We start from the raw sequence: 20,589 nt of genomic DNA, 5'->3' as shown, positions 1-20,589 counted from the left end.
CCTCTTTCTTTCACTTTCAAATTTTTGCATTGTTTTCCTGACATTACCTTCTATAATAATATTATATACAAATAAAGGAGCGTGAGAAGGTGAAGAAAACCCAATGGTTGGTAACTGGAGTTCTCTCCTCACTTATTGCCGGAACACTTTCAGGTTGTTCAGACGATCTTCCACCACAGCCGGATGATTCCAGCTGTCAAGATTGGGAATGGGATGATGACCAAGGGGTTTGGCAATGTGATGATACCCACTCTAGTCATTATCATCATTACTATTACGGAGGAGGTTTTTTTAGCAATAAATCTTCTCTCTTAAAATCATCATCCTATAAATCCTATCGATCCTCTTCGAGCTTTAAAGGTGGATTTGGCAGTGGCTCCAAGGGTGGGTTTGGAGGATAACCATGGCATCTTATGCAGAAAGACGGAAAGCCTTTTATTCACAAATTCCATCCTTCTGGTCCAATCTATATGGAAGCGAATACAGCCTTTATCATGTATTACCCATTAGTGAACAAACTGCCTGTCTCTTAAAGGAGGCAACTGAACGTATGGGGGCCGTATTTTTCAAAACTGCACGCCTGCTTCGGAGCCTTTCAGACGAGCAACTACTTCAACTGGGTTACCCTAAATCAAGTCTTCCGTTTCTTAGATTAAAAAATCTTTTTCCAGAATCGGTGATTTCCCGCTTTGACTTTGCCCTTACGAATGATGGGATCAAATTGCTTGAATTTAACAGCGATACACCCACCTTTATTGTTGAATGTTTTCATGTAAACGGAAAGGCATGCAGTGAATTCGGCCTTATTAATCCAAATGAAAAGGAAGAGCGCCTCCTGTCATCCGGTATTACCAAAGCCGTAATGGAAGCGTCACAGGGAAAAAGTTCACCTAATATTGTGTTTACCGCTCATGTTGACCACATAGAGGATTGGCAGACCACAAGCTATTTAAGCTCACTCTGTCAGGTTAAAAGTAAGATGGTTCCCTTGTCCGCTCTTCAAATTACTGAAGATGCTTTACTTGACCCCAACGGTTTGCCTATTGATATTTTATACCGACAAACCTACCCGCTTGAACACCTAATGGAGGACCGGGATCCTGAAACTGGAGATTTAATTGGTATCGAATTACTGCAGCTCGTGAAAGATGGAAAGCTTTCTATTCTGAATCCTGTTTCATCCTTCCTTCTGCAACCCAAATCTATTCAGAGTTTGATTTGGGGATTAGCTGAGAACGGTGCCTTTTATACAGACGAGGAGCAGCAGTGGATTAAGGAATATATGCTCCCAACGTATCTTGAATCAGACTTTTTTGAGGGAAGAAGTTCCTTTGTAAAAAAACCATCCCTTGGCAGAGAAGGAGACACCGTTACGATTTGGGATGAACAATCCCAGGTGACAATCCAGAATGACTATCAAACGTATAAGGAAGAACTGCCAGTCTACCAAGCGTATGTGCCACTTCCCACTGTTTCATTGGAAACGGAAAAGGGAGTGGAAGAATTATCTTACGTTTTTGGCGCATTCCTTATTGCTGGAAAAGCAAGCAGCATAGGGGTCCGTGCTGGAGGGAAAATCACAGGGAACGAGTCGTATTTCTTGCCAGTTGGAATCAAAAAGTAAAGGGGAATGAGTATGGAGAATTTTTTATTATACTTAGTAGTTTCACTTGGTCTCTTATTAGTAGGACTTGTGCTGATGGAAGTAACAACAAAAGTAAAGGAATTTTCCTTGATGGCAAAAGGAAATAAAGCAGCGAGTTATGTCCTTGGAGGCAGACTACTGGGTTTAGCCATTGTTTTGTATTCCACTGCTGCTAATTCTATCTCTTTATGGGATATGGCCATATGGGGAGCGATTGGAATTGTTGCCCAGATTATTGTTTTTTACTTGGCAGAATGGCTCACGCCACGCTTCAACGTTATGCAAAGCATCGAAGAAGATAACCAGGCAGTTGGCTTGTTTCTAATGTTTTTGTCAGTCTCCATCGGCGTGGTTATCGCAGGATGTTTGACTTATTAAAAAACGCATCCGTGGATGCGTTTTTTTATAATTTTTGATAGGTTTCCTTATCACAGATTACAAATAACCTTGCATCCCTAGGAATCGGTTCATTCCACTTTTTGAGTATTTGTAAATCATCACGATCGGCTATCAATTGTGCCCCTTTTTCTTTTAGAAAATCATACGCCATTCCGTAGGTTGACCATTCCGGCCTTACTTTTACTTCCCATAAATCACTTCCCCCGTCCCCGTCCTTGCGACTTAAAAGTTGGGTGAAGAGGTGGCTTGCGCCTTTAGTTTGTGCTGATTTTGCCATAAGATTAGATACAGATTCATGAGAAAGAATGAACTCATCGATTTTCACATGTTTAAAATTACCCACATGCTTTTCGTTTAATATTTCAGCAATCGTATAGATATTACTTTCTGTTCCTTCGTCATAACGCTCAATAGAAGAAGCCACTAAAAGAGTTTTTCCATCTGCTAGGTCTGGGTTATCAATCCCATCAGTTGCAAACAATAATACCGCTTTCGATTTCTCAATCCCTGCTCTTCTTAGCGTTTCTTCATCGGTTGGACTTCCCTGGATATAAAGAAACCGCTCATGTTCATACGGTGTTTTTTCTAATTCATCAATGAGAACGATTTCCGTTTTGGAATCGCCGAGAAAAAGTTCATTAATGGTATTTTTACTCTTAGCCGTCCAGCCAATAATGACATAATGGTTCGTTCCTCTAAATGTCATTCTTCCTTCCTCCTTCATTCGTTTGTACTGGGAAACAGCATCAACAATCACTCCAATCAATACACCGAAAAGTCCGATTCCTGCTGTATATACGATCACCATCGCCCATATTCTTCCGAGCTGTGTCGTTGGATAAACATCTCCGTAGCCAACAGTCGTCATTGTCGTCAAAATCCACCAAACTGCATGGAAGGTGTTTTCAAATGTTTTGGGTTCGAGCATTCTCATAACCGCTGCATTTATCAAAATATAAAAAGTAGTAACGAGAATTAGAGTTCGGTACCGATACTTGGTCGCAGTTATAAACAGCTTTCTAAAAAATAGCATAGTGATCCCCTACTCTTTTTTCATATAAAATGGATTGCTTTGCACAGGCACCCAATCATCCGTATGTTCCAACTGACCTGCCAGTGAAAAAAGAAGATCCTCTCTACCTTTTGCGGCCATGAATTGTACCCCAACCGGTAGTCCATCAGATGTCAGATGAATAGGCACGGTCATAGCAGGCTGACCAGTTAAATTAGCAAGTTGTGTAAAAGGTGTTCTTTCTAAATTTTTTTCTGCCACTTGTTCAATGATGCCTGCTTTTTTCATCAACCTTCCTAAGGAAAGCTTCCCTGCAAACTGAAGTGCCGTCTTTTCCGATTTACTTGGTTCTAGTTCACCAATCTTTGCAGGAGGCGAAGCCGTTGTCGGTGTGAGTAGCAAATCATATGTCTCATGAAAAAATTCCATTTGGATAGCAGCCTTATCCCATTCTCTAATACTTAAAACAAATTCCTCCGCTGATGTCGCTTTTCCCACTAATCCAAGCATCCATGTTGTCGATTCTACATCCGCCATTTTAGCTTTCCTGCCAAGTACATCTTCAAGTGTTGCTAGGCCCGCAGCCACTTCTCCAAAATACATGGTCAAATAGCTCTTTGCTATTTTTCTACCATCAACAGGTACATCGACTTCGATCACCTGATGTCCCATCGACTCTAAAAGCTTTGCTGTTTTCAGCACTGCTTCTTTACAATTTTTGTCAATCACATTACCGAGCGGGGATTTTACAGAAAAGGCGATGGTCCATTTTCTACTTGGTGCTTCTTGTACCAGTTGCAGATAGTTACCTTCAAATGGGGGAGCGTAAAAAGCAGCATATTTCTCATGGGTCCGAATCTCATCAAGGATTGCCGCGCTATCCCTCACCGTTCTTGAGAGAATATGGTCCACTGATGCTCCTTGCCAATGCCTTGCAAAATTAGGACCAACAGGGGTTCTCCCCCGTGTGGGCTTTATTCCAAATAAACCGCAATAGGCTCCTGGTATACGAATGGATCCTCCACCATCATTGGCCCCTGCAATGGGGACCATTCCACTTGCCACTGCTGCTGCCGAACCTCCACTAGAGCCACCCGGTGTATGATTTAAATTCCACGGATTCCGAGTGGGGCCGTAATACTCGGGCTCAGTAATCCCCATCAAAGCAAATTCTGGTACATTGGTTTGCCCCACAAACAACGCACCTGTTTTTCTTAGTTGTTTAACATATTCTGAATCTACTTTAGCTCGATAGGTTTGCAAAGCCCTTGAACCTGAGGTTATTTTTTCACCCTGTACTTCTTGAGCAATATCTTTAAGAAGCATCGGTACTCCCGCAAATGTACCGTTTATATCCACGTTCTCGGCTTCTTTTTCAGCCTTTTCATAAAACCTATTAATAACGGCATTTAATTGGGGATTATGTTTTTCTATCGTATGAATAGCTTCAGTCAGCACTTCTTTTGGTTGAATTTCCTTCTTTTTAATCAAGTCAGCTATTCCTAACCCGTCATAACTTTTATAATCAAAACCCTCCATCCAACTCATCCCCATTCATTGGTTTTTTTACTATTACTTCTATTAATAGTTGCTATATTCCTTTATCAATTATTACTAATCGTTTTCTAATAAAAAGATTCCTTATTTGTACGGTTAAGAAAAACCACTTTAGTATAGGTGTTGACAAACGCTATTAATTCCTGTAATATTAGTAATTGTGCTTCGCACATAGGTAACTTGGAATTATAAGATTACGCAATGTAAGAATTTATTTCTGGCATTCTGCTTATGTTTTAATATAAAAACTTATTCACACTGGATCGGCTTCGGAGCCGTTAGGATGTAAGAGAGGTAGGGCTTACGTCGTTTAGGTACAAAACCATCAGGTGGAAGAATAACCGCGGCAAATTTGTTTATAACAAACAATGATTATATATAAGTTTTTACTTGCGAACAGAAAAGCGTGGCGCCTGAGAGCGCGATTAGCTAGACAGTTAGTTACTGTCTTTAATAAGACTAGCATTCACAAGTTACAATATGGATTCTAATTTGAATCAAAGCTAAGAAGGCAGAGGAAATTCATTTCCTCTGCCTTCGTCCAATTCTGACCATTTTTACATATTGGCAACTTGGTTCAATGTTAAGTTTTCTTTTTGAAGGTTTAAAGGCATGAAACCGTCGATTTTCAATATTGGCTGGTTTGGATATCGAAAGTCTATATGCAGTATCTCACCAATTTTTCCATTTCTAAGGGTAATTTTCTTTCCTTTGACCAATTCCATTAAAGAATTAGTAAATGGTAAAACAATCGCTTCATCAAGACGATCCTGTTTAACTTCCTTAATCAATTCATCTACTGCGTAAAAGATCGACATAGAACTCCTATATACCCGATTTGAACAAATAGCATCAAAGGTATCTGCTACGGAGAGTATCCGGATAAAGAAAGGGATACTATCACCATTTAAACGATTGGGATATCCAGTACCATTTAATCGTTCATGGTGCTTTAAAACTCCTTCTAAGATGAGCGGATGTAAAGAAGTTTTCGACAGTAAATCGTATCCGAGCTTTGGATGTTGTTTGACCAAATTGAATTCTTCATCTGTTAACCTAGAGGGCTTATTTAAAATCATTGGGTCAATTTTAAATTTCCCGACATCATGAAATAGGCCCATACTAGCTAAAAAATGTTGATGTTTTTCCGATAGTTTAAGTATTCTTCCTATTTTACTAGCTATTAAACCAACATTAATGGAATGCTTAAATAAATACTCATCCTCAGAGAATCTTTCCATTAACTCTAAAACCCCAATGTCCTTTATGGCAAACTCCTCATGTAATTCTTGAAATGTATCAACCATTTCCTGAATCTCATTGTCATCGAGTTTTGATTTTCCACTAATACTTTTTTGTAATTCTTGGACGGAAGAATAAACACTTCTATAAACTACTTCATTTAGTTCTCCAATTTTTTTTCCTATTAAATCCTTTGGTTGGTCGTGCTCCTTTATTTGTATCTTGTGTCGACTCAAATAATTCATATGGTCATCTCTGAGTATTGTTCCCTTCTTTAAAAGCAATACACCTGTTAAGGAATAAATATCCTCTTTTAATACCATACCCTTTTTAAACTCCATGTTATAAGCTCCCCTTTTTTATAACAGGTACTATTACGGTTCCTTCTATAAGGACATCTCAAAAGTAAATCGAATAATGAAAAAAGTGTTACTTAGAATCACAAATTGTCGACCAAAAGGTTAATTTTTACTATTGTAATTTTATTGTATCTTAATTTTACTATAATTGGATTTTTTGATTTGGTAAAGAAAAAATTTGATTTTTCTAAAAGTCTAATACAATAGATGATTCTCCTCTATAAAAAACAAAAAAACCACAGCATAAGTACTGTGGCAGGAGAATTTTTTTAAAAAAATATATAAACAGATCTTAAGATTACTTATTTCTCTATAACAATCGCTTGCTTGCCCATTTGCTCCCAAGCTTTAATGAAGCTTTCACGGTTCAATTTTCTATTTTTGACTCCATAAGGGTCATTTACGTAAATATGAGTTTCATCATAGCCTGTGATGGCAACACTATGTTCACTAAACGTAATTTCAATTTTTCCCTGTGGCGTATCCCACGTTTGAAAAACAGAGACTGGCGCAAAGGTTGAAGTAGTAATAATCCATACGGGTAGCCCTTGGCCGACCTTTTTTAATATATCCTCGAATGGGTGATTGGTTAAGTTCACTGCACGATCACCCACATATTTCTGAGCCAATTCTAATATGGGCCCGTTGTACACACCCAGTCCAGGACCCTTTGCCATATTTCCCACGAAGCCAGCATTTGGATTTCCCTTTTTCCCATTATTATAGGTTAACGGAACTGTTTTAATATTTTCAGCTAAATCGTTTTTTGTCACTTTAACCCCATGATAGTTTAGAATCATCGCTAAACTTGTAACCTCACAGCCATTATAAAGCTTGGGTGCGTCCATTTGATTAAGCAATGGTACATCCAGCATGATATTATCCGGAATACTTGGCTCTGTATTGGTTAATTTCACTTCGTTTACTGGCTCTGCTTCTTCTTGTAGAACTTCTTTATTTGCTGTTAGTGGCTCAGTCTCCTTTTCTGGTTCAACATCTGTAGACTTTGTTTGCACCACTTTTTTCAATTGAACGACATCCTGCCAGTTAAATTTACCTGCAAAAATTGTATTTGCTCCTATAAAAGATATGATTAGTATAATAATAACGAATAACAATTTTTTCATAGACGAATATACCATTCCTTATGATAGTCTTTGTAGCAACAAGCAAACTAGTAAAATACTACTATATAACAATACCAAACATTACTAAATGGATAAAGGAAAAACTTTTCCAAATTATCATAATTATTATACCTTAATTTATCCTTAAGAAAATCCCCTCAGTTTTTTAAACTAAGGGGGAAAATAAGAATATTCATATCCTGCTTTGATTAATTTTTCGAATGACTTGATTAATTACCTCTGAAAAAACTAAGCCGAAGGCAATAGCTCCTGCCAGCATCAATACTTTTGCTGCAGAGCCTAATGCTGCATTGTAATTATTCTCCACAAAGTTCCGCATAGCATCATAGGCTAGACCCCCTGGTACTAAAGGGATTAACCCTGCCACACTAAAGATAATGACTGGAGTTTTGTAAAACTTAGCTAATTCCTGACTCAGAACCGCAATAAAAATCGTGGCAGCTAATGTAGCAAAAATGGCATCATTAGAATATCTCTCGAGAAGATAGTAAATTAACCAGCCACCCATTCCAATCAACCCACATTTAACCAAAGTCTCTTTTGGTGCATTAAAAAGGATGCCAAAGGCTCCTGTTGCTAAAAAACTTGTTATTAATTGCCCTAGAATTTCCAAGTTCATTCAAGCCACCTTTATAAAAACGATAACACAACGGCAATGCCTGCTCCAATGGCAAATGCTGTTAGAAATGCTTCTGCCCCTTTGGATAAACCAGATACTAAATGCCCTGCCATTAAATCTCTAATTGCATTGGTTACTAATAGCCCCGGCACCAACGTCATAACAGAGCCAATAATAATTTTATCTAATTGATCTCCTAAACCCAGTTTGACAAATAATACAGATAGTAAGCCAATGACAAACGAGGCTAAAAATTCCGAGAAAAACTTAATTGGAACAAAACGATGAAAGTATACAAAACTTAGATAGCCCAAGCCTCCTGAGAGCATTGATGGAAGAAAATCATTCCACCCGCCATTAAACATAATCATAAAGCAACCGCTAGCTAATGAAGCAGCTGCCACCTGATACTTAAAGGGAAAAGTCACATCTAAGGAGTCAATTTCTTTTAATTGCTTTAATGCTTCATTTATATTCATTTCACCACTGCTGATACTTCTAGAAATGCTATTTACCATGGCCACCTTTTTTAAATCAGTGGACCGCTCTGAAATTCGAATGAGCTTCGTTTTAGTTGGTTCTGTACCTTCAGCTGAAAATATGATTCCAGTTGGGGTCACATAGCTATGTGTCGTTTGAATTCCAAAGGCTGCAGCTATACGCATCATAGTATCTTCCACTCGATACGTCTCTCCACCGCTTTGGAGCATGATTTTCCCAGCAAGTAAGCAGACCTCCATAATATCATAGGTTCCTTCCACTTGGTTCTCCATTAATACTCACCACATTATCTTTACATTTGTTACTTAGTTTAAATCAAAATAATATATTATTCAAAGATGAATTAAGTACTATTGAATTTTTAGGTTGATTTAACCAAAATACCCATTTTTTATAAAATTGATACTAGTTATCCTTTTTTCTATACACTTAAAGCTAATTTGTTATATAATATTATATAATGACTCGATGGATCGAAGGGGTTTTTATAAATGAAACTAAATAATTCTAGTTCCACACCACTATATGACCAGTTAAAACAAATTCTTAAAGAGTCGATTGACCAAGGTATTTATAAGTCCGGAGATCGTTTACCAAATGAAACAGAGCTATGTGAATCATATGGTGTTAGCCGAATTACGGTGAGAAGAGCCATTCAGGATTTATCTGATGAGGGTTTTTTAGAAAGAAAGCAAGGCAAAGGAACATTTGTTACTAGAACCAAGATTGCTCGAGAAATGGTTTCCATTGATGGTTTTACTGATTTTAGTAAACAACTGGGAAAAAATCCATCAAAGAGAGTTCTTGCTTGTGAAGAAATTAAAGCTACTCCAGAAATTGCAGAAGCACTTAAAATTGCTGTTGATTCCCCAGTTTTAAGGCTGGTGCGAATAATGTCAATCGATCAGCAACCTTTTACATTGGATATAGCTCATTATTCGCTCGAGCGTTTTCCCAATTTGTTTTCACACTTCGCAGAGCACGAGTCAACCTATGATGTATTAAAAAACGTTTACCATATCAATATTCAATCTGGTTCAAGCAAAAAAATCATTACAGTAATCACTGCTTCTTCTATGGAAGCTGAATATTTGGATTGTGAAGTCGGTGAAACCTTATTTAATATCGATAAAACGGTTTATGATGAAAAGGGAGTTCCTATTCATATCTCAAACTTTAAAACGAGAACGCAGTTAATTGCACTGACCATAACAACTTAAATAAAGGCTGTGTTAAAGAACAGTGTTGATTTTTATACCCTGTTGATTGGAGCGGAAGTCACGAAGACTCCTGTGGGAGGACGGGTCAGGGGAGACCCCGCAGGCGCAAGCGCCGAGGAGGCTCGCCGAAACGCCCACGAACCGCTTGTGCCTGGAGCGGAAATCAATAGTCAAGTTTAATATAGCCTAAATAAAAAGGAATGAAAGGTTCATCTACAACCTTTCATTCCTTTTTGTATTACCAAGTTAATTGCTTTCCAAATCCGAATGCTCCATTTACTTCACAAGTCCTAGCAGCAATCTGCGCAGCTGCTTTTAACGACTCTTCAATGGAACATCCATTAAAATGATTGGTTAAGAATCCAGCAATAAACGAATCTCCAGCACCTAAGGTATCAATCACATTTGCTTCTTCGATTCCCTGGCTGTATCGTTTATTATCATGTGACATAACAACACCCTTTGAACCTCTAGTAATAATAATAAACGGAGTTCCCAATTCATGTATTCTAAGAAATAACTCCTCTAGTTCAAACTCAGTTAGGTCACTTCCCGAAATAAACGCAAACTGAATATGTGGACAAGCTGTTTCTAATAATTCATTTGTAAAATGGTTGGAAAAGTCATAAGAAACCGGCAGGTACTGTTTAAGAATGGACAATTCATCATCTAAATGACTATAGATACTTGTATGTAAGACATCAAACGCCTTAATATATTCATAGTCATCCATTGTCAAATTAAGCTTAAGCTTAGATTGAACCCCACCTTTATTCGATTTAATAAAGATTCTGTCTCCGTCCACGTTCAGATCCACGTAGGCTTTTCCACTTTCACCTATCGCTTTTCTAACCAGGCTGCTATCCACCCCATTCTTATTTAATGAATCAAGGATATGCTCTCCTTCCATATCATTTCCAACGATGCCTATAAATGCCGCAGACTCCGCCCCACTTTGTTTGGCTAATACTGCTACATTTAAGGCGTTTCCTCCAGGAAACATTTCATTTCGATCCTGATAAACATCAACAACACTATCACCTATTCCAATAATTTTCATCATTTCTCACTCCTTTTTATCCTTTAACACTTCCGGATGATAAACCCCTAATAAAATACTTTTGCATGAAAATAAATAAGAGTATAATCGGTAGGGCTGAAATCATTAAACCTGCCATAAGAACTCCCCAATTTGTTTGAAGGGCATCTCTAAACTGCATTAAACCAGCCGGTATTGTTTTTAATGCATCTGAATCAACAAAGATTAACGCGAACATAAACTCATTCCAAGTATAATATGCAGTTAATACTACCGCTGTTAGTAAGATTGGTTTATTTAAAGGAACGAGAATTTTTAAAAATATAGTCCACGTACTGCAGCCATCTAGAAAAGCGGATTCTTCCAATTCCTTTGGTACTTCAAGAAAAGCAGCCCTTATTAGTAGGATCGTGATTGGAATTCGATAGGCAACATAAGGAAAAATCATGGCAAAATACGTATCATGAATACCTAATAATTGAATGAGCTTATATAGCGGGACTAAACTAACTTGTGGAGAGAGCATCATTCCGCCCATACAAAAAACCAGTAACAGATTCTTTCCTTTAAATTCAAATCTAGCTAAACTGAATGCACCAAGTGCACTAACTAATACTGTGATAAAGCAGGTAGTAGCAGTTACAATTAAACTATTAAGAAAATAACCAGAAATACCAGTGTCCCATGCCTCAGTATAATTGGAGAACAACCATTCCTTTGGCAATGCCCAGCTGCTTGAGAATATTTCTGGAGTGGACTTAAAGGAGTTGATTACCATCCAAAAAAGAGGATAGGCTATAATCACAAAATACAAAATAAGGATTGTAAAGATTGGTAGACTTCTAATTACGCTTTTTTGTTTCCTAAATTTCGATTTATATGAAATCGAAGGTTGGTAGCCCATTACTTTACTAGTCTCCACTCTAAACATCCTTTCCTGTTTTAAATAATTTCAATTGTACTAAGGAAACAATTAAGGTAATTAATAAAATCACCGTTGCCACTGCAGAGGCGTACCCCATTTGGTCTTTCCCAAAAGCGGAGTGATAAAGCAATGTACCTAAAACTTCACTAGCATTACCAGGTCCACCACCAGTCAGAATATACGGCTCATTAAATACAGTGAAGGCACCAGTTAAGGTAATTAGTGTGGTAACAAAGAACATTTCCTTTACTTGTGGTACCGTAATTGAAAAGAATTTACGGATTTTACCTGCTCCATCGATTTCTGCAGCCTCGTACAATTCTTGAGGGATATTTTGAATTGCTACAATAAAAAGCATCATAATATATCCAATACTTTGCCACTGCGAAACAGCAATAACAGCGAAAATGGCAGTTTCAGATTCTCCTAGCCAGGCTCTGGTTAAATCCTCAAGACCTAACATTTTTAATAAACCATTTAATATCCCGATATCTGGATTATAAACAAAGGTAAAAAGCAAAGCGATGACAGTCATTGAAATGACAACTGGAAGGAAAAATACCGTTCTGAATAGGCCACTGATGAATCTTGTTATCGTATCTTCTAGTATTGCTGCTAAAATTAGCCCTCCAAACACTTGAAAGATAATAGAGATCACTGCATACCAAAGGTTATTTTTTAGTGCTATATAAAAAACTTCATCTTTGAAAAGATTAAAGAAATTTTCGAAGCCAACAAATGTCTTTTCGGCTGAAAAGGCAGAAAATTCATAGAAACTATAAAATAAGTTTTCAACAATCGGATAATAAACAAAAAGGGCCAAAAAGATTAAGCAAGGTGCAATATATAGGTATGGTAACCACTTGTTTGTATTTTGCATAATAACTCCCCTTTTTTTAAAAGGCGTAACTTTGGAAAAAAGGTGGCCAAGTTGCAACCACCTTTCCGTTTTCCTATTTTTTCGCGGACGCCTTCACTTCTTTTGCTGCTTCTCTTACATCTTTCATTACTTCTTCTGGACTTTTCTTACCATCCAACATTTGCTGTGCCCCGTTTAAATACGCATCCACAATTTTAATATCTACAGCTGTATCAAACCATAAGTAAGTTTGCTCGGCATTAACAATCAGATTAATGGCATCCTGTTGAAGCTTAGATGCATTCGCTTCTGTTGTTGTACCTTTAACCGCACTGTATTCACTTACTTCTTTTAATTGTTCTATCCCTTTTTCCTTTGAAGTTAAGAATTTAACAAATTCCATAGCTTCTTTTGGATGTTTTGTTTTAGAAGATATCATGATCCCTTCTGGAGCAGCAGTGATAGAATTTGCATTTCCTTCTCCACCTTCGACCCCAGGTACATTAAAGACACCCAAATTTTCTTTTAATGACGGTTCAATAAGTCCTATTTCTGCTAATTGGAAGAAGCCGATTGCTGCTTTTCCACTATTAAATAGCTCACGTGAATATTCATGGTCTACAGAGTTAACTCCTTTATTAAAGTATGGCTCAAGTTCCATAAATTTCTCCAGTGCCTTTACATAGCCTGGATGTGAGAAATCACCTTCAGGATTATTAGAATCATAATCTTTATTAATAACATCCTGCGGTACCATCAACTGATTTAATGTTCCAATATAATGGGAAATGGTCCATGGAGCTTTACTTCCAAAAGTAATTGGAGTAAGGCCTGCGGCTTTAATCTTTTTAGAGACATTAATTAGCTCGGACCATGTTGTAGGAACTTCAATATTTAAATCCTTGAATATTTTCTTATTGTAAAAGAACGCTTTACCATCTGTAGACCAGGGAATCCCATAAATTTTATTATCTAAGGTAAAGGCATTATATTGAGAGGCGATAATTTGGTCAGACCATGCTTTATCCTCTTCCACATACTTAGATAAATCTAGTGTTTGTCCTTGGCGTACGAAGTTATATGCGAATTCTCCGCTCCATGAGAAAAAGACATCTGGAGGGGTGCTAGAACCTAGAACAACACGAATTTTTTCTTTATAAGAATCATTCAAAACGGCTTCAGTTTTAATTTTTATATTTGGATGAGTTTTCTCGAACTCTTTTACTGCCTTTTCAAAATATTGCTTCTTAGGTTGGTTAGGCCAGCGATGGAAGAATTTTAGCTCTACTACCTCTTTTCCATTAGATGAACTTGAACTCTTTGAACAACCGGAAAAAAAGGATAGAAAAAGGATAGAAATAATACTCACTATTAATAACTTCTTCATTATGGTTCCCCTCCAGAAAGGAATCAGTTTCTATGATTAATGCAGTGATATTCGCTATTTAAGGTTGTTTTAGTATTCAACTGTCCACATATATCTTCTTTTTGATAACGGATGATTACGCGCCTCTGCCAACTGGTCTGCATATTTTCTTAAAACATAGTTTAGAACCAATGGAGCAATGTAACCTTGTACTTCTTTAGCTACACCTGTAAAATCAAAGTCTTTCGCATCAAGGACAACTAATTTCTTACCGTAACGCTCAGAGAAAGCAAGTGCTCTTTCTTCTAAATGTCTAGTCTCATCTAAACCAAGCAGGATTATGAATGGTGTTTCTTCATCAATAATTTCAAACGGTCCATGGAAATATTCACCCGCGTGAATTGAATGTGAATGCACCCATTGCATTTCCATTAGGATACAAATCGCATAAGAGTAGGCAACACCATAGTTTGCGCCACTCGCCATTGTATAAATAATTTTTTCATCTTTATATTGTTTGCCAAAATCTTCTGCCTTCTTTTGATAAAGTGCAGCAGCTTTTTCGTAAACATTTTGTAAATTCTCAAGACTTTCTTCTACTATACTAGCTTTTTCGTTATTTTCAACCACTTTTAACACACCAAATACTAGTTGATATAATACCGAATAGTTGGTTGTGAAAGCATTAGCCCCATCACCCCATTGGTATTTTAAAACTGTATCTGATGCTTGTGCTAATGGCGAGTCTTCCACATTTGTTAAAGAAACAGCCAATGCACCTTTGGATCTTGCAAATTTTGCTGCTTCTACTGTCTCTGGCGTTGTGCCAGAATGTGAGCACAGAATAACCAAAGAATTGCTTCCCAGTTTAGCATGATTCCGATAGATAAACTCATTTGAACTAAACAGATGGGCATCAAGGTTTTTTGCCTCACGATCAATTACATATTTGCTTGGATACATAAGAGCAGAGGACCCACCACAAGCTACAAAGAATACGTTCGAGATATTTCTTTTTTCCACCTCTGCTAAAGCCTGTTGCACTTGATTTTTAACGTCAACTACTAATTCTGTCGTCATTATATTGCCTCCCTGATAGTGTGTTTAACTTATATACAACATACAACTTTATATAACGTTATATATTGTTATATATAAATTACTACATTTCCTATAGTTAGTCAATTGAATTATCAGAAAAATGAAACGACAATTTATGACATAAAAATACACCTGCCTTTAATGACAGGTGTAGCTAGAAACCTATTGATCCCAGATTTTCATTAATACCATATTAATAGCTGCTACGATTCCATAAATAAAGCCTAATGTATGTTTATCTAAATAGAATAGAATAATTACTGGAAGTCCGAATATGACTATCTCTAACATAAAAAATGGCAAGCCAGCTAATGTGTATGGGGCTTTAGGTGCACCGAACAGGCCCCATAAAACAGCTGCAACAAAAGGAGTTCCAATTCCTAATACCATCTTTAATGAGGTACTATGAGTTACATGGAATCCCCAATATCCAATGATCACAAGTACTGCTATTTCTAATATGAATCTGATGCCTAGATTTACTGCTTTTAAAGCTTCCATCCTCCCACTCCCTTCAAAATAAAAAAAAGTCCCATGTTACTAAGGGACTTGTTTTAGGTCTTTTACTTGGAGTTTCCCATCCATAATTAATACTTTTTCAAATGCATCAACAAGGGATGCATCGTAATGACGGCCTGATAATTTCTTTATTTCAGATATTGCAAGTGAAGGGTCCATCCCTTTCCTGTAAATGCGATCTGATGTCATAGCATCAAATGTATCAGTAATTCCGATGATTTGTGCTTCCAGTAAGATTTGGTTACCTTTTAGTCCATTGGGATATCCCGAACCATCTAAGCGTTCATGATGCTGTAAAATAATTTCTCCAACATGAGAGTAATACGTGGACTTCAACATTTCACAGCCATCTGCTGGATGCTTCTTTAGGATATCAAATTCTTCAGGTGTCAGTTTGCCTGGCTTATTTAGAATTTCTTCTGGGACGTGGATTTTTCCTATGTCATGGAACACACATGCAGAATAAAGATTCTCCACAACATCTTTAGAAAGCTGTAGTTCCTTTGCAATCCTTAAGGAATATTCTTGTACCCGAATACTATGACTATAAGTGTATTGGTCTTTTTCCTCTACTTGTTTCACTACTTTAGTCAACTCTTCAATACTTTTACTAACATAATGAAAAGCTGGTTGGGTGGTAAACCAAAGTAATTTAATATCAGTCTTTGTTAAAAAGTATGCAGGCTCCTTTAGCCTTTGTATGTAGAAGTACTCACCTGATTTAATATGAATATTACTATCTTTTGTCTCATATAAACATTCACCTTCAATTACATAGAAGAACTCTAGTGTATTAGGATTATCACTAGGATAGAGATAAAAAGTTTTCCCCTTGTTAATGGTCTGGAAGATGATTTCTGCACCATCTCCTTTAGCTAACAGACTAAACCGGGCTGAATCTAAGTTGGCTTTCTCAATATATTTACCATTAGTACCTAGGTAAAGTCCTTCCATAACACATCCTCCGGAATTTAACAGCCTACACGAATCGGATCAATCCAAACCCACCTTCCACCTAACTCCACAAGTACCCAGGTAGCTTCTGCTTGGATGCCCTTTTCAGCTGCTTTATTGATTGCATCAGTAGACATTTTCAATGTTGAATTATATAAATCAGTAATTAGTTTATCGAGGTCGTTAGTAAATTTTTCAGTTCTATTAATATATTTTTCTAATTTTTTATCAAGCTGTTTATTAAGTCTATCAAGCTTATCTTTTAGTATTTTTTGGTCTTTTTCATTTTCCGGGCTAAAAAGCTGCAAACTTTTTATATCTTCGTTTATAGATTCTATTTTCTCTTTGATTCTAGCTGTTTCTTTTTCTAATTTGCTATCAATATCTGCGAGCTCTTTACTTAATTTTTCTACCTTGTTTGCATCATTGGTTTTTTCTAAATCCTGTTGCAGTTTGTTTCTCTGATCTTTTAATTTTACGACTGTGTCGCCTTCCTCTATCTTTTGAATATCTCTTATGTACTGTGCCTCTAGCGAATCTGCATCAGTAACTGCTTTTGCAATTTTATCTTCAATCTCTTGGTTAGTTTTTTCGATGGAAGCAATGGCCTTGTCATACTCAGCACTGGTTGGTTCTGCCGCAAATACACTTGTCCCAAATGTTGACATTAATAGGACAGAAAGTGAAATAGCGAATACTTTTTTCAACATGTTTTTCCCTCCATTTTTTAGTTCCCTACTGGCTATCATGGAGTTAAAGAATCGGACGGAAGATCATATTGCAGCTGGCTGGCATAGTGCGATTACTTTAGCCCCTATAGCTTTGCGTCCTTATCTTTTCAAATAGGTTGCCTTTTAGGAAAATGTATTCACAGCCATTATAATTGCTGGAGGTATATATTACCACAAAAAACACCATTTTTTACTGAAAAAAAATACTATTTCCTCTATTTCGACAATTAAAAACAAAACCTTCGTTATATCTACAACGCAGGCATATATAGGACTATCTACACTATTCATTCGTATGGAGTGTAACGCTGGAGAATGATTTTTTTCTCCTTTTTTCTTTAAAAATAAATCCTGTTAAACAGCATAAAAGAACAAACGGAATACTGGTTCGATATAGGTCAGCAAAGCTTGAGGATATGGTTTTAAGAGCATATTCACCCACCTGCACCCTATAGGTCTTAACTAATTTTCCTTTACGATTAATTTCCTCGTCTACCTGCTTTTCCACTTGCTTATAAACCATTTCTTTAGCTTCTTCTCTCTGTTCTTCTGGTATGGAGGAAAGCGCCTTTTCTACATATGAATTGATCAACTGTTGACGTTCAGCTTTGGAGATTATAGTTTGTTTTGCTTTGTGATTATGCTTTTCAGCAGTAATTGATTTTTTTGTTTCGCTAAAAATTTTCTCTTTTGCAGATTGTGGTACATCAAGTTTATCTAGTTTTTTGGCAGCAAAATGAACAACATCCTGTTTCTTATCATGAATAGTAGTGGTTAGACCTGCAACAAAAATCGCTACAGCTAAAACTACTCCAACCTGTCTTAACATCGAAAATACACTTTGCGAAGCTGTCAGCATTTCGCCTTCAAAAGAGGATGTACTTGCAATCGTAGCTGAGGAAATAACAAAACTAAAGCCAAAACCAAGCAAACTGCACAATAAAATAATTTGGCCTGATGTACTATGAATATTTAAGTTGTGTAACAAGTAGTAAGCGACGCCCATCATGGCAAAACCGAACATGACCGGAATCGTGAATCCGATTTTCTTCGTTAGTAAACCTGCAATTTGGGAAAATACAAAGATGGCGGCAGATACAGGAGTAACAAGTAATGCGGCTTGAAGTTCTGTCTTATGCTGGAAGTTAGTTAAAAATTGAGGTAGTAGGACCATTACACCGATAAGGAAGATAAAGCCTGTTGTCACTGTTACAACTGAGCCGGTAAACAATCGGTCTTTAAAAAGATTTAAGTTAACCATTGGAGCTTTAGACTTTTTCTCTGCAATGATGAAAAGGACGATAGAAATGAGCGTTATTACATAGCAACCAAGTGCTTGCGTGCTGTCCCATCCCCATGTATTTCCCTTAATCAACACAAGGTTCAAAGGGAAAATGGATGAAACAGAGAAGAGTAATCCAAACCAGTCGATCTTTGATTTGACACGGCCCTCATTTTTAATTGTTAGGATGAAGAACGTACCACCAATGGCCAGGAGACAAATAGGAACATTCACATAAAAAACCCAATGCCAGCTAAGCTTTTCAGTAATAATTCCTCCAACAGTCGGACCGAGTGCCGTAGCTAACCCCTGTGTGGCACCTAGTAAGGTTAAGGGCAGCGTTCTTTTTTCCAAAGGCATCGCAGCAATACCTATCACCATGCTGCAAGGAATTAAGATCGCAGCCCCAAAGCTTTGAATAAGCCGTGCTGCGATTAAGTAGTCACCATTAGTCGCTAAACCACACAGTGCGGAACCTAACCCAAAAACAAATAATCCAACGATAAAAAATTTATTTCTGCCAAACATTTCAGCAAACCTTGCCATCGGTATGGCTAAAACAGCAATGGTCATAGTGTAGACATTCAACATCCATGAGCTTGTTTCCAATGAGGTATGCAAACTATCCTGAATAGCAGGAAGTGTAATATTCATAATCGTTGAATCTAGCATACAAACAAACATTCCTAAACACATAAGCAATACGACCTTCATGCCACCCGTATCCTTCATTATGTTAGTCCCCTTTGGTATCATTTAACTTTTTTAGTTCTTCGTCGACCATTCCCAAAATCATTTCTGCCTGGCGGATTCCAAACTCTAAGGTAAATCTTTTATTTGATTCCATGTTTGGGTACAAATTAGCAATTCTAGTTAAATTATCGTACATCGCTTGATTCTTTCCTCTTTCTTCTAACAGCCATTCCATAACCTTTTCTTTTGTGGTAAATCGCCCGAAAAAGATGCGGATCAGGATATCTGATCTTGTCACAGTGGGGTTGATTGGGCTGTTTAGGTACGTTTGAAATTGTTTCTTTCCACTTTCTGTAATTACAAATAAGTTTTTGTTTGGTTTACCGTCCTGCTGGATAATTTGTTTTTCCACTAGGCCTTCTTTTTCCATTTTTCTTAGCGCAGGATAGATTGCCCCGAAGGAAGCATCGAAAAAGTAGGAAACGGAGTTCTCCATCATTTGTTTGATATCATAGCCGCTCATTGGCTCGTCATATAAAAAGCCTAGGATCACATCTTGGATGTTCATTTTGTATCACCTCATATTATTTATGTTTATATTATCATTGTTAATATAAATAATGTCAATATAAAAATTGGATATTTTTATCAATTTTATTAAAAATAGGAACTTAAGTTGAAGCTGCTGCCCCTTAACCGTCCCTATCCGATCCATCCATCCTTCATGCATGACTAAAAATAAAAAATCGATGGTAATTTACCATCGATTTCAGCCCGAGCTCACTCTCCAATATTGTTTTCAAACCACTCCTGCAACTCTCTCAACGAGGTAAAACTGAAAATTTCCTCCCCATTCTGACCATTATCAAAACCAGCATTACTTCTAAGTGTGATTTGTCCCTCTTGCTCTGAAATTAAGACCGCGTAAGGATGATTCACATTTATGTACCTCGAATCTAAATCATTATCCAGCCAATTCTTACTTCGTAAAAATGCGTCACAGTGTTCCATAACATCCCTCCTTACTTTATTGTTCCAAAAATTAAAAAATGAAGACAAAAGATGTCTCCTGAAGAAGGCAATAAAGTCGATGCAGTATAAGCTACGTCTACTTTTCACTTAAAAATAAGTGAGAACGTCAATGTAGAAGGTTGCTACGTCTACTTTTCACATAAAAATAAGCGAGAAAGTCGATGTAGATGGCTCCTACGTCTGCTTTTCACTAAAAAATTAGCGAGAAAGTCGATGTAGATGGCTCCTACTTCTACTTTTCACTAAAAGATAAACGAGAAAGTCGATGTAGATGGCTCCTACTTCTACTTTTCACTAAAAGATAAACGAGAAAGTCGATGTAGATGGCTCCTACTTCTACTTTTCACTAAAAGATAAACGAGAAAGTCGATGTAGATGGCTCCTAC

At 37.1% G+C, this 20,589-nt stretch carries 21 protein-coding genes and 1 riboswitch; of the genes, 4 read left to right on the top strand and 17 right to left on the bottom strand.

The window, feature by feature from the left end:
- Window positions 1-89: 89 nt before the first annotated feature.
- From AC3A54_RS20760 to AC3A54_RS20750, 3 genes are read left to right on the top strand one after another with little or no spacing between them, the layout of a single operon-like run.
- Window positions 90-401 carry a hypothetical protein gene (locus AC3A54_RS20760; RefSeq protein ID WP_335546716.1) on the top strand — a complete coding sequence of 104 codons (312 nt, stop codon included), beginning with the start codon at window positions 90-92 and terminating at the stop codon, window positions 399-401.
- Window positions 402-403: 2 nt separating this feature from the next.
- On the top strand, window positions 404-1,624 hold the full coding sequence (locus AC3A54_RS20755) for a glutathionylspermidine synthase family protein (RefSeq protein WP_487656022.1): 1,221 nt from the start codon (window positions 404-406) through the stop codon (window positions 1,622-1,624).
- A 12-nt stretch (window positions 1,625-1,636) separates the two neighbouring features.
- Window positions 1,637-2,023, top strand: a complete 387-nt coding sequence (locus AC3A54_RS20750; RefSeq protein ID WP_487656021.1) for a DUF350 domain-containing protein — start codon at window positions 1,637-1,639, stop codon at window positions 2,021-2,023.
- Window positions 2,024-2,048: 25 nt separating this feature from the next.
- Here the strand turns inward: AC3A54_RS20750 and AC3A54_RS20745 are convergent, their stop codons facing one another.
- The 6 genes from AC3A54_RS20745 to AC3A54_RS20720 all read right to left on the bottom strand — a co-directional run bounded on the left by AC3A54_RS20745 (window position 2,049) and on the right by AC3A54_RS20720 (window position 8,754).
- Complete coding sequence (locus tag AC3A54_RS20745) at window positions 2,049-3,077, bottom strand: ion channel (RefSeq protein WP_487656020.1); 1,029 nt, start codon at window positions 3,075-3,077, stop codon at window positions 2,049-2,051.
- Window positions 3,078-3,086: 9 nt separating this feature from the next.
- On the bottom strand, window positions 3,087-4,595 hold the full coding sequence (locus AC3A54_RS20740; protein WP_487656019.1) for an amidase family protein: 1,509 nt from the start codon (window positions 4,593-4,595) through the stop codon (window positions 3,087-3,089).
- Window positions 4,596-5,170: 575 nt separating this feature from the next.
- Window positions 5,171-6,196, bottom strand: coding sequence for an HD-GYP domain-containing protein (locus tag AC3A54_RS20735; RefSeq protein WP_487656018.1), 1,026 nt, complete (start codon window positions 6,194-6,196; stop codon window positions 5,171-5,173).
- Between the two features lie 320 nt (window positions 6,197-6,516).
- Window positions 6,517-7,341, bottom strand: coding sequence for a C39 family peptidase (locus tag AC3A54_RS20730; RefSeq protein WP_487656017.1), 825 nt, complete (start codon window positions 7,339-7,341; stop codon window positions 6,517-6,519).
- 193 nt (window positions 7,342-7,534) lie between these two features.
- Window positions 7,535-7,975: a threonine/serine exporter family protein gene (locus AC3A54_RS20725; RefSeq protein WP_308084248.1), complete on the bottom strand. Its 441-nt coding sequence runs from the start codon at window positions 7,973-7,975 to the stop codon at window positions 7,535-7,537.
- A gap of 17 nt (window positions 7,976-7,992) precedes the next feature.
- Window positions 7,993-8,754, bottom strand: coding sequence for a threonine/serine exporter family protein (locus tag AC3A54_RS20720; protein ID WP_335546702.1), 762 nt, complete (start codon window positions 8,752-8,754; stop codon window positions 7,993-7,995).
- 219 nt (window positions 8,755-8,973) lie between these two features.
- Between AC3A54_RS20720 and AC3A54_RS20715 the strand changes: the two genes are divergently transcribed.
- Window positions 8,974-9,702: a GntR family transcriptional regulator gene (locus AC3A54_RS20715; RefSeq protein ID WP_335546700.1), complete on the top strand. Its 729-nt coding sequence runs from the start codon at window positions 8,974-8,976 to the stop codon at window positions 9,700-9,702.
- Between the two features lie 238 nt (window positions 9,703-9,940).
- On the opposite strand, the gene AC3A54_RS20710 is transcribed toward AC3A54_RS20715, so the two are convergent.
- From AC3A54_RS20710 to AC3A54_RS20660, 11 genes are all read right to left on the bottom strand, one after another.
- Window positions 9,941-10,765: a PfkB family carbohydrate kinase gene (locus AC3A54_RS20710; RefSeq protein WP_487656016.1), complete on the bottom strand. Its 825-nt coding sequence runs from the start codon at window positions 10,763-10,765 to the stop codon at window positions 9,941-9,943.
- 13 nt (window positions 10,766-10,778) lie between these two features.
- A complete protein-coding gene (locus tag AC3A54_RS20705) occupies window positions 10,779-11,645 on the bottom strand; it encodes a carbohydrate ABC transporter permease (protein ID WP_335546726.1) in 867 nt (288 codons plus the stop codon).
- Between the two features lie 19 nt (window positions 11,646-11,664).
- On the bottom strand, window positions 11,665-12,546 hold the full coding sequence (locus AC3A54_RS20700) for a carbohydrate ABC transporter permease (RefSeq protein WP_487656015.1): 882 nt from the start codon (window positions 12,544-12,546) through the stop codon (window positions 11,665-11,667).
- Between the two features lie 73 nt (window positions 12,547-12,619).
- Window positions 12,620-13,912 (bottom strand): ABC transporter substrate-binding protein, encoded by a 1,293-nt coding sequence (locus AC3A54_RS20695; RefSeq protein WP_487656014.1) that lies wholly within the window; start codon window positions 13,910-13,912, stop codon window positions 12,620-12,622.
- A 69-nt stretch (window positions 13,913-13,981) separates the two neighbouring features.
- A complete protein-coding gene (locus AC3A54_RS20690; RefSeq protein ID WP_487656013.1) occupies window positions 13,982-14,971 on the bottom strand; it encodes an SIS domain-containing protein in 990 nt (329 codons plus the stop codon).
- A gap of 183 nt (window positions 14,972-15,154) precedes the next feature.
- Complete coding sequence (locus tag AC3A54_RS20685; RefSeq protein ID WP_487656012.1) at window positions 15,155-15,493, bottom strand: YrdB family protein; 339 nt, start codon at window positions 15,491-15,493, stop codon at window positions 15,155-15,157.
- A 39-nt stretch (window positions 15,494-15,532) separates the two neighbouring features.
- Window positions 15,533-16,465 (bottom strand): HD-GYP domain-containing protein, encoded by a 933-nt coding sequence (locus AC3A54_RS20680; protein WP_487656011.1) that lies wholly within the window; start codon window positions 16,463-16,465, stop codon window positions 15,533-15,535.
- Window positions 16,466-16,482: 17 nt separating this feature from the next.
- Window positions 16,483-17,175 carry a zinc ribbon domain-containing protein gene (locus AC3A54_RS20675; protein ID WP_487656010.1) on the bottom strand — a complete coding sequence of 231 codons (693 nt, stop codon included), beginning with the start codon at window positions 17,173-17,175 and terminating at the stop codon, window positions 16,483-16,485.
- A gap of 66 nt (window positions 17,176-17,241) precedes the next feature.
- Window positions 17,242-17,327, bottom strand: a riboswitch (cyclic di-GMP riboswitch).
- A gap of 152 nt (window positions 17,328-17,479) precedes the next feature.
- Window positions 17,480-19,210, bottom strand: coding sequence for a DHA2 family efflux MFS transporter permease subunit (locus tag AC3A54_RS20670; protein ID WP_487656009.1), 1,731 nt, complete (start codon window positions 19,208-19,210; stop codon window positions 17,480-17,482).
- Between the two features lie 4 nt (window positions 19,211-19,214).
- A complete protein-coding gene (locus AC3A54_RS20665; RefSeq protein ID WP_487656008.1) occupies window positions 19,215-19,739 on the bottom strand; it encodes a PadR family transcriptional regulator in 525 nt (174 codons plus the stop codon).
- 212 nt (window positions 19,740-19,951) lie between these two features.
- The gene (locus AC3A54_RS20660; protein WP_487656007.1) at window positions 19,952-20,182 is read right to left on the bottom strand and encodes a hypothetical protein; all 231 of its coding nucleotides are present in this window, start codon (window positions 20,180-20,182) and stop codon (window positions 19,952-19,954) included.
- Between the last annotated feature and the right edge of the window lie 407 nt (window positions 20,183-20,589).

Source organism: Neobacillus sp. Soil_C_43 (genome assembly GCF_057656715.1).
This window is presented reverse-complemented; position numbering and strand designations above follow the sequence as displayed.

What these genes read in the sequence shown, in the direction of transcription:
- AC3A54_RS20755 (WP_487656022.1), top strand. Translation starts at nt 404, where the DNA reads ATGGCATCTTATGCAGAAAGACGGAAAGCCTTTTATTCACAAATTCCA.
- AC3A54_RS20750 (WP_487656021.1), top strand. Translation starts at nt 1,637, where the DNA reads ATGGAGAATTTTTTATTATACTTAGTAGTTTCACTTGGTCTCTTATTA.
- AC3A54_RS20745 (WP_487656020.1), bottom strand. Translation starts at nt 3,077, where the DNA reads ATGCTATTTTTTAGAAAGCTGTTTATAACTGCGACCAAGTATCGGTAC.
- AC3A54_RS20740 (WP_487656019.1), bottom strand. Translation starts at nt 4,595, where the DNA reads ATGGAGGGTTTTGATTATAAAAGTTATGACGGGTTAGGAATAGCTGAC.
- AC3A54_RS20735 (WP_487656018.1), bottom strand. Translation starts at nt 6,196, where the DNA reads ATGGAGTTTAAAAAGGGTATGGTATTAAAAGAGGATATTTATTCCTTA.
- AC3A54_RS20730 (WP_487656017.1), bottom strand. Translation starts at nt 7,341, where the DNA reads ATGAAAAAATTGTTATTCGTTATTATTATACTAATCATATCTTTTATA.
- AC3A54_RS20720 (WP_335546702.1), bottom strand. Translation starts at nt 8,754, where the DNA reads ATGGAGAACCAAGTGGAAGGAACCTATGATATTATGGAGGTCTGCTTA.
- AC3A54_RS20715 (WP_335546700.1), top strand. Translation starts at nt 8,974, where the DNA reads ATGAAACTAAATAATTCTAGTTCCACACCACTATATGACCAGTTAAAA.
- AC3A54_RS20710 (WP_487656016.1), bottom strand. Translation starts at nt 10,765, where the DNA reads ATGATGAAAATTATTGGAATAGGTGATAGTGTTGTTGATGTTTATCAG.
- AC3A54_RS20705 (WP_335546726.1), bottom strand. Translation starts at nt 11,645, where the DNA reads ATGGGCTACCAACCTTCGATTTCATATAAATCGAAATTTAGGAAACAA.
- AC3A54_RS20700 (WP_487656015.1), bottom strand. Translation starts at nt 12,546, where the DNA reads ATGCAAAATACAAACAAGTGGTTACCATACCTATATATTGCACCTTGC.
- AC3A54_RS20695 (WP_487656014.1), bottom strand. Translation starts at nt 13,912, where the DNA reads ATGAAGAAGTTATTAATAGTGAGTATTATTTCTATCCTTTTTCTATCC.
- AC3A54_RS20690 (WP_487656013.1), bottom strand. Translation starts at nt 14,971, where the DNA reads ATGACGACAGAATTAGTAGTTGACGTTAAAAATCAAGTGCAACAGGCT.
- AC3A54_RS20685 (WP_487656012.1), bottom strand. Translation starts at nt 15,493, where the DNA reads ATGGAAGCTTTAAAAGCAGTAAATCTAGGCATCAGATTCATATTAGAA.
- AC3A54_RS20680 (WP_487656011.1), bottom strand. Translation starts at nt 16,465, where the DNA reads ATGGAAGGACTTTACCTAGGTACTAATGGTAAATATATTGAGAAAGCC.
- AC3A54_RS20675 (WP_487656010.1), bottom strand. Translation starts at nt 17,175, where the DNA reads ATGTTGAAAAAAGTATTCGCTATTTCACTTTCTGTCCTATTAATGTCA.
- AC3A54_RS20670 (WP_487656009.1), bottom strand. Translation starts at nt 19,210, where the DNA reads ATGAAGGATACGGGTGGCATGAAGGTCGTATTGCTTATGTGTTTAGGA.
- AC3A54_RS20665 (WP_487656008.1), bottom strand. Translation starts at nt 19,739, where the DNA reads ATGAACATCCAAGATGTGATCCTAGGCTTTTTATATGACGAGCCAATG.
- AC3A54_RS20660 (WP_487656007.1), bottom strand. Translation starts at nt 20,182, where the DNA reads ATGGAACACTGTGACGCATTTTTACGAAGTAAGAATTGGCTGGATAAT.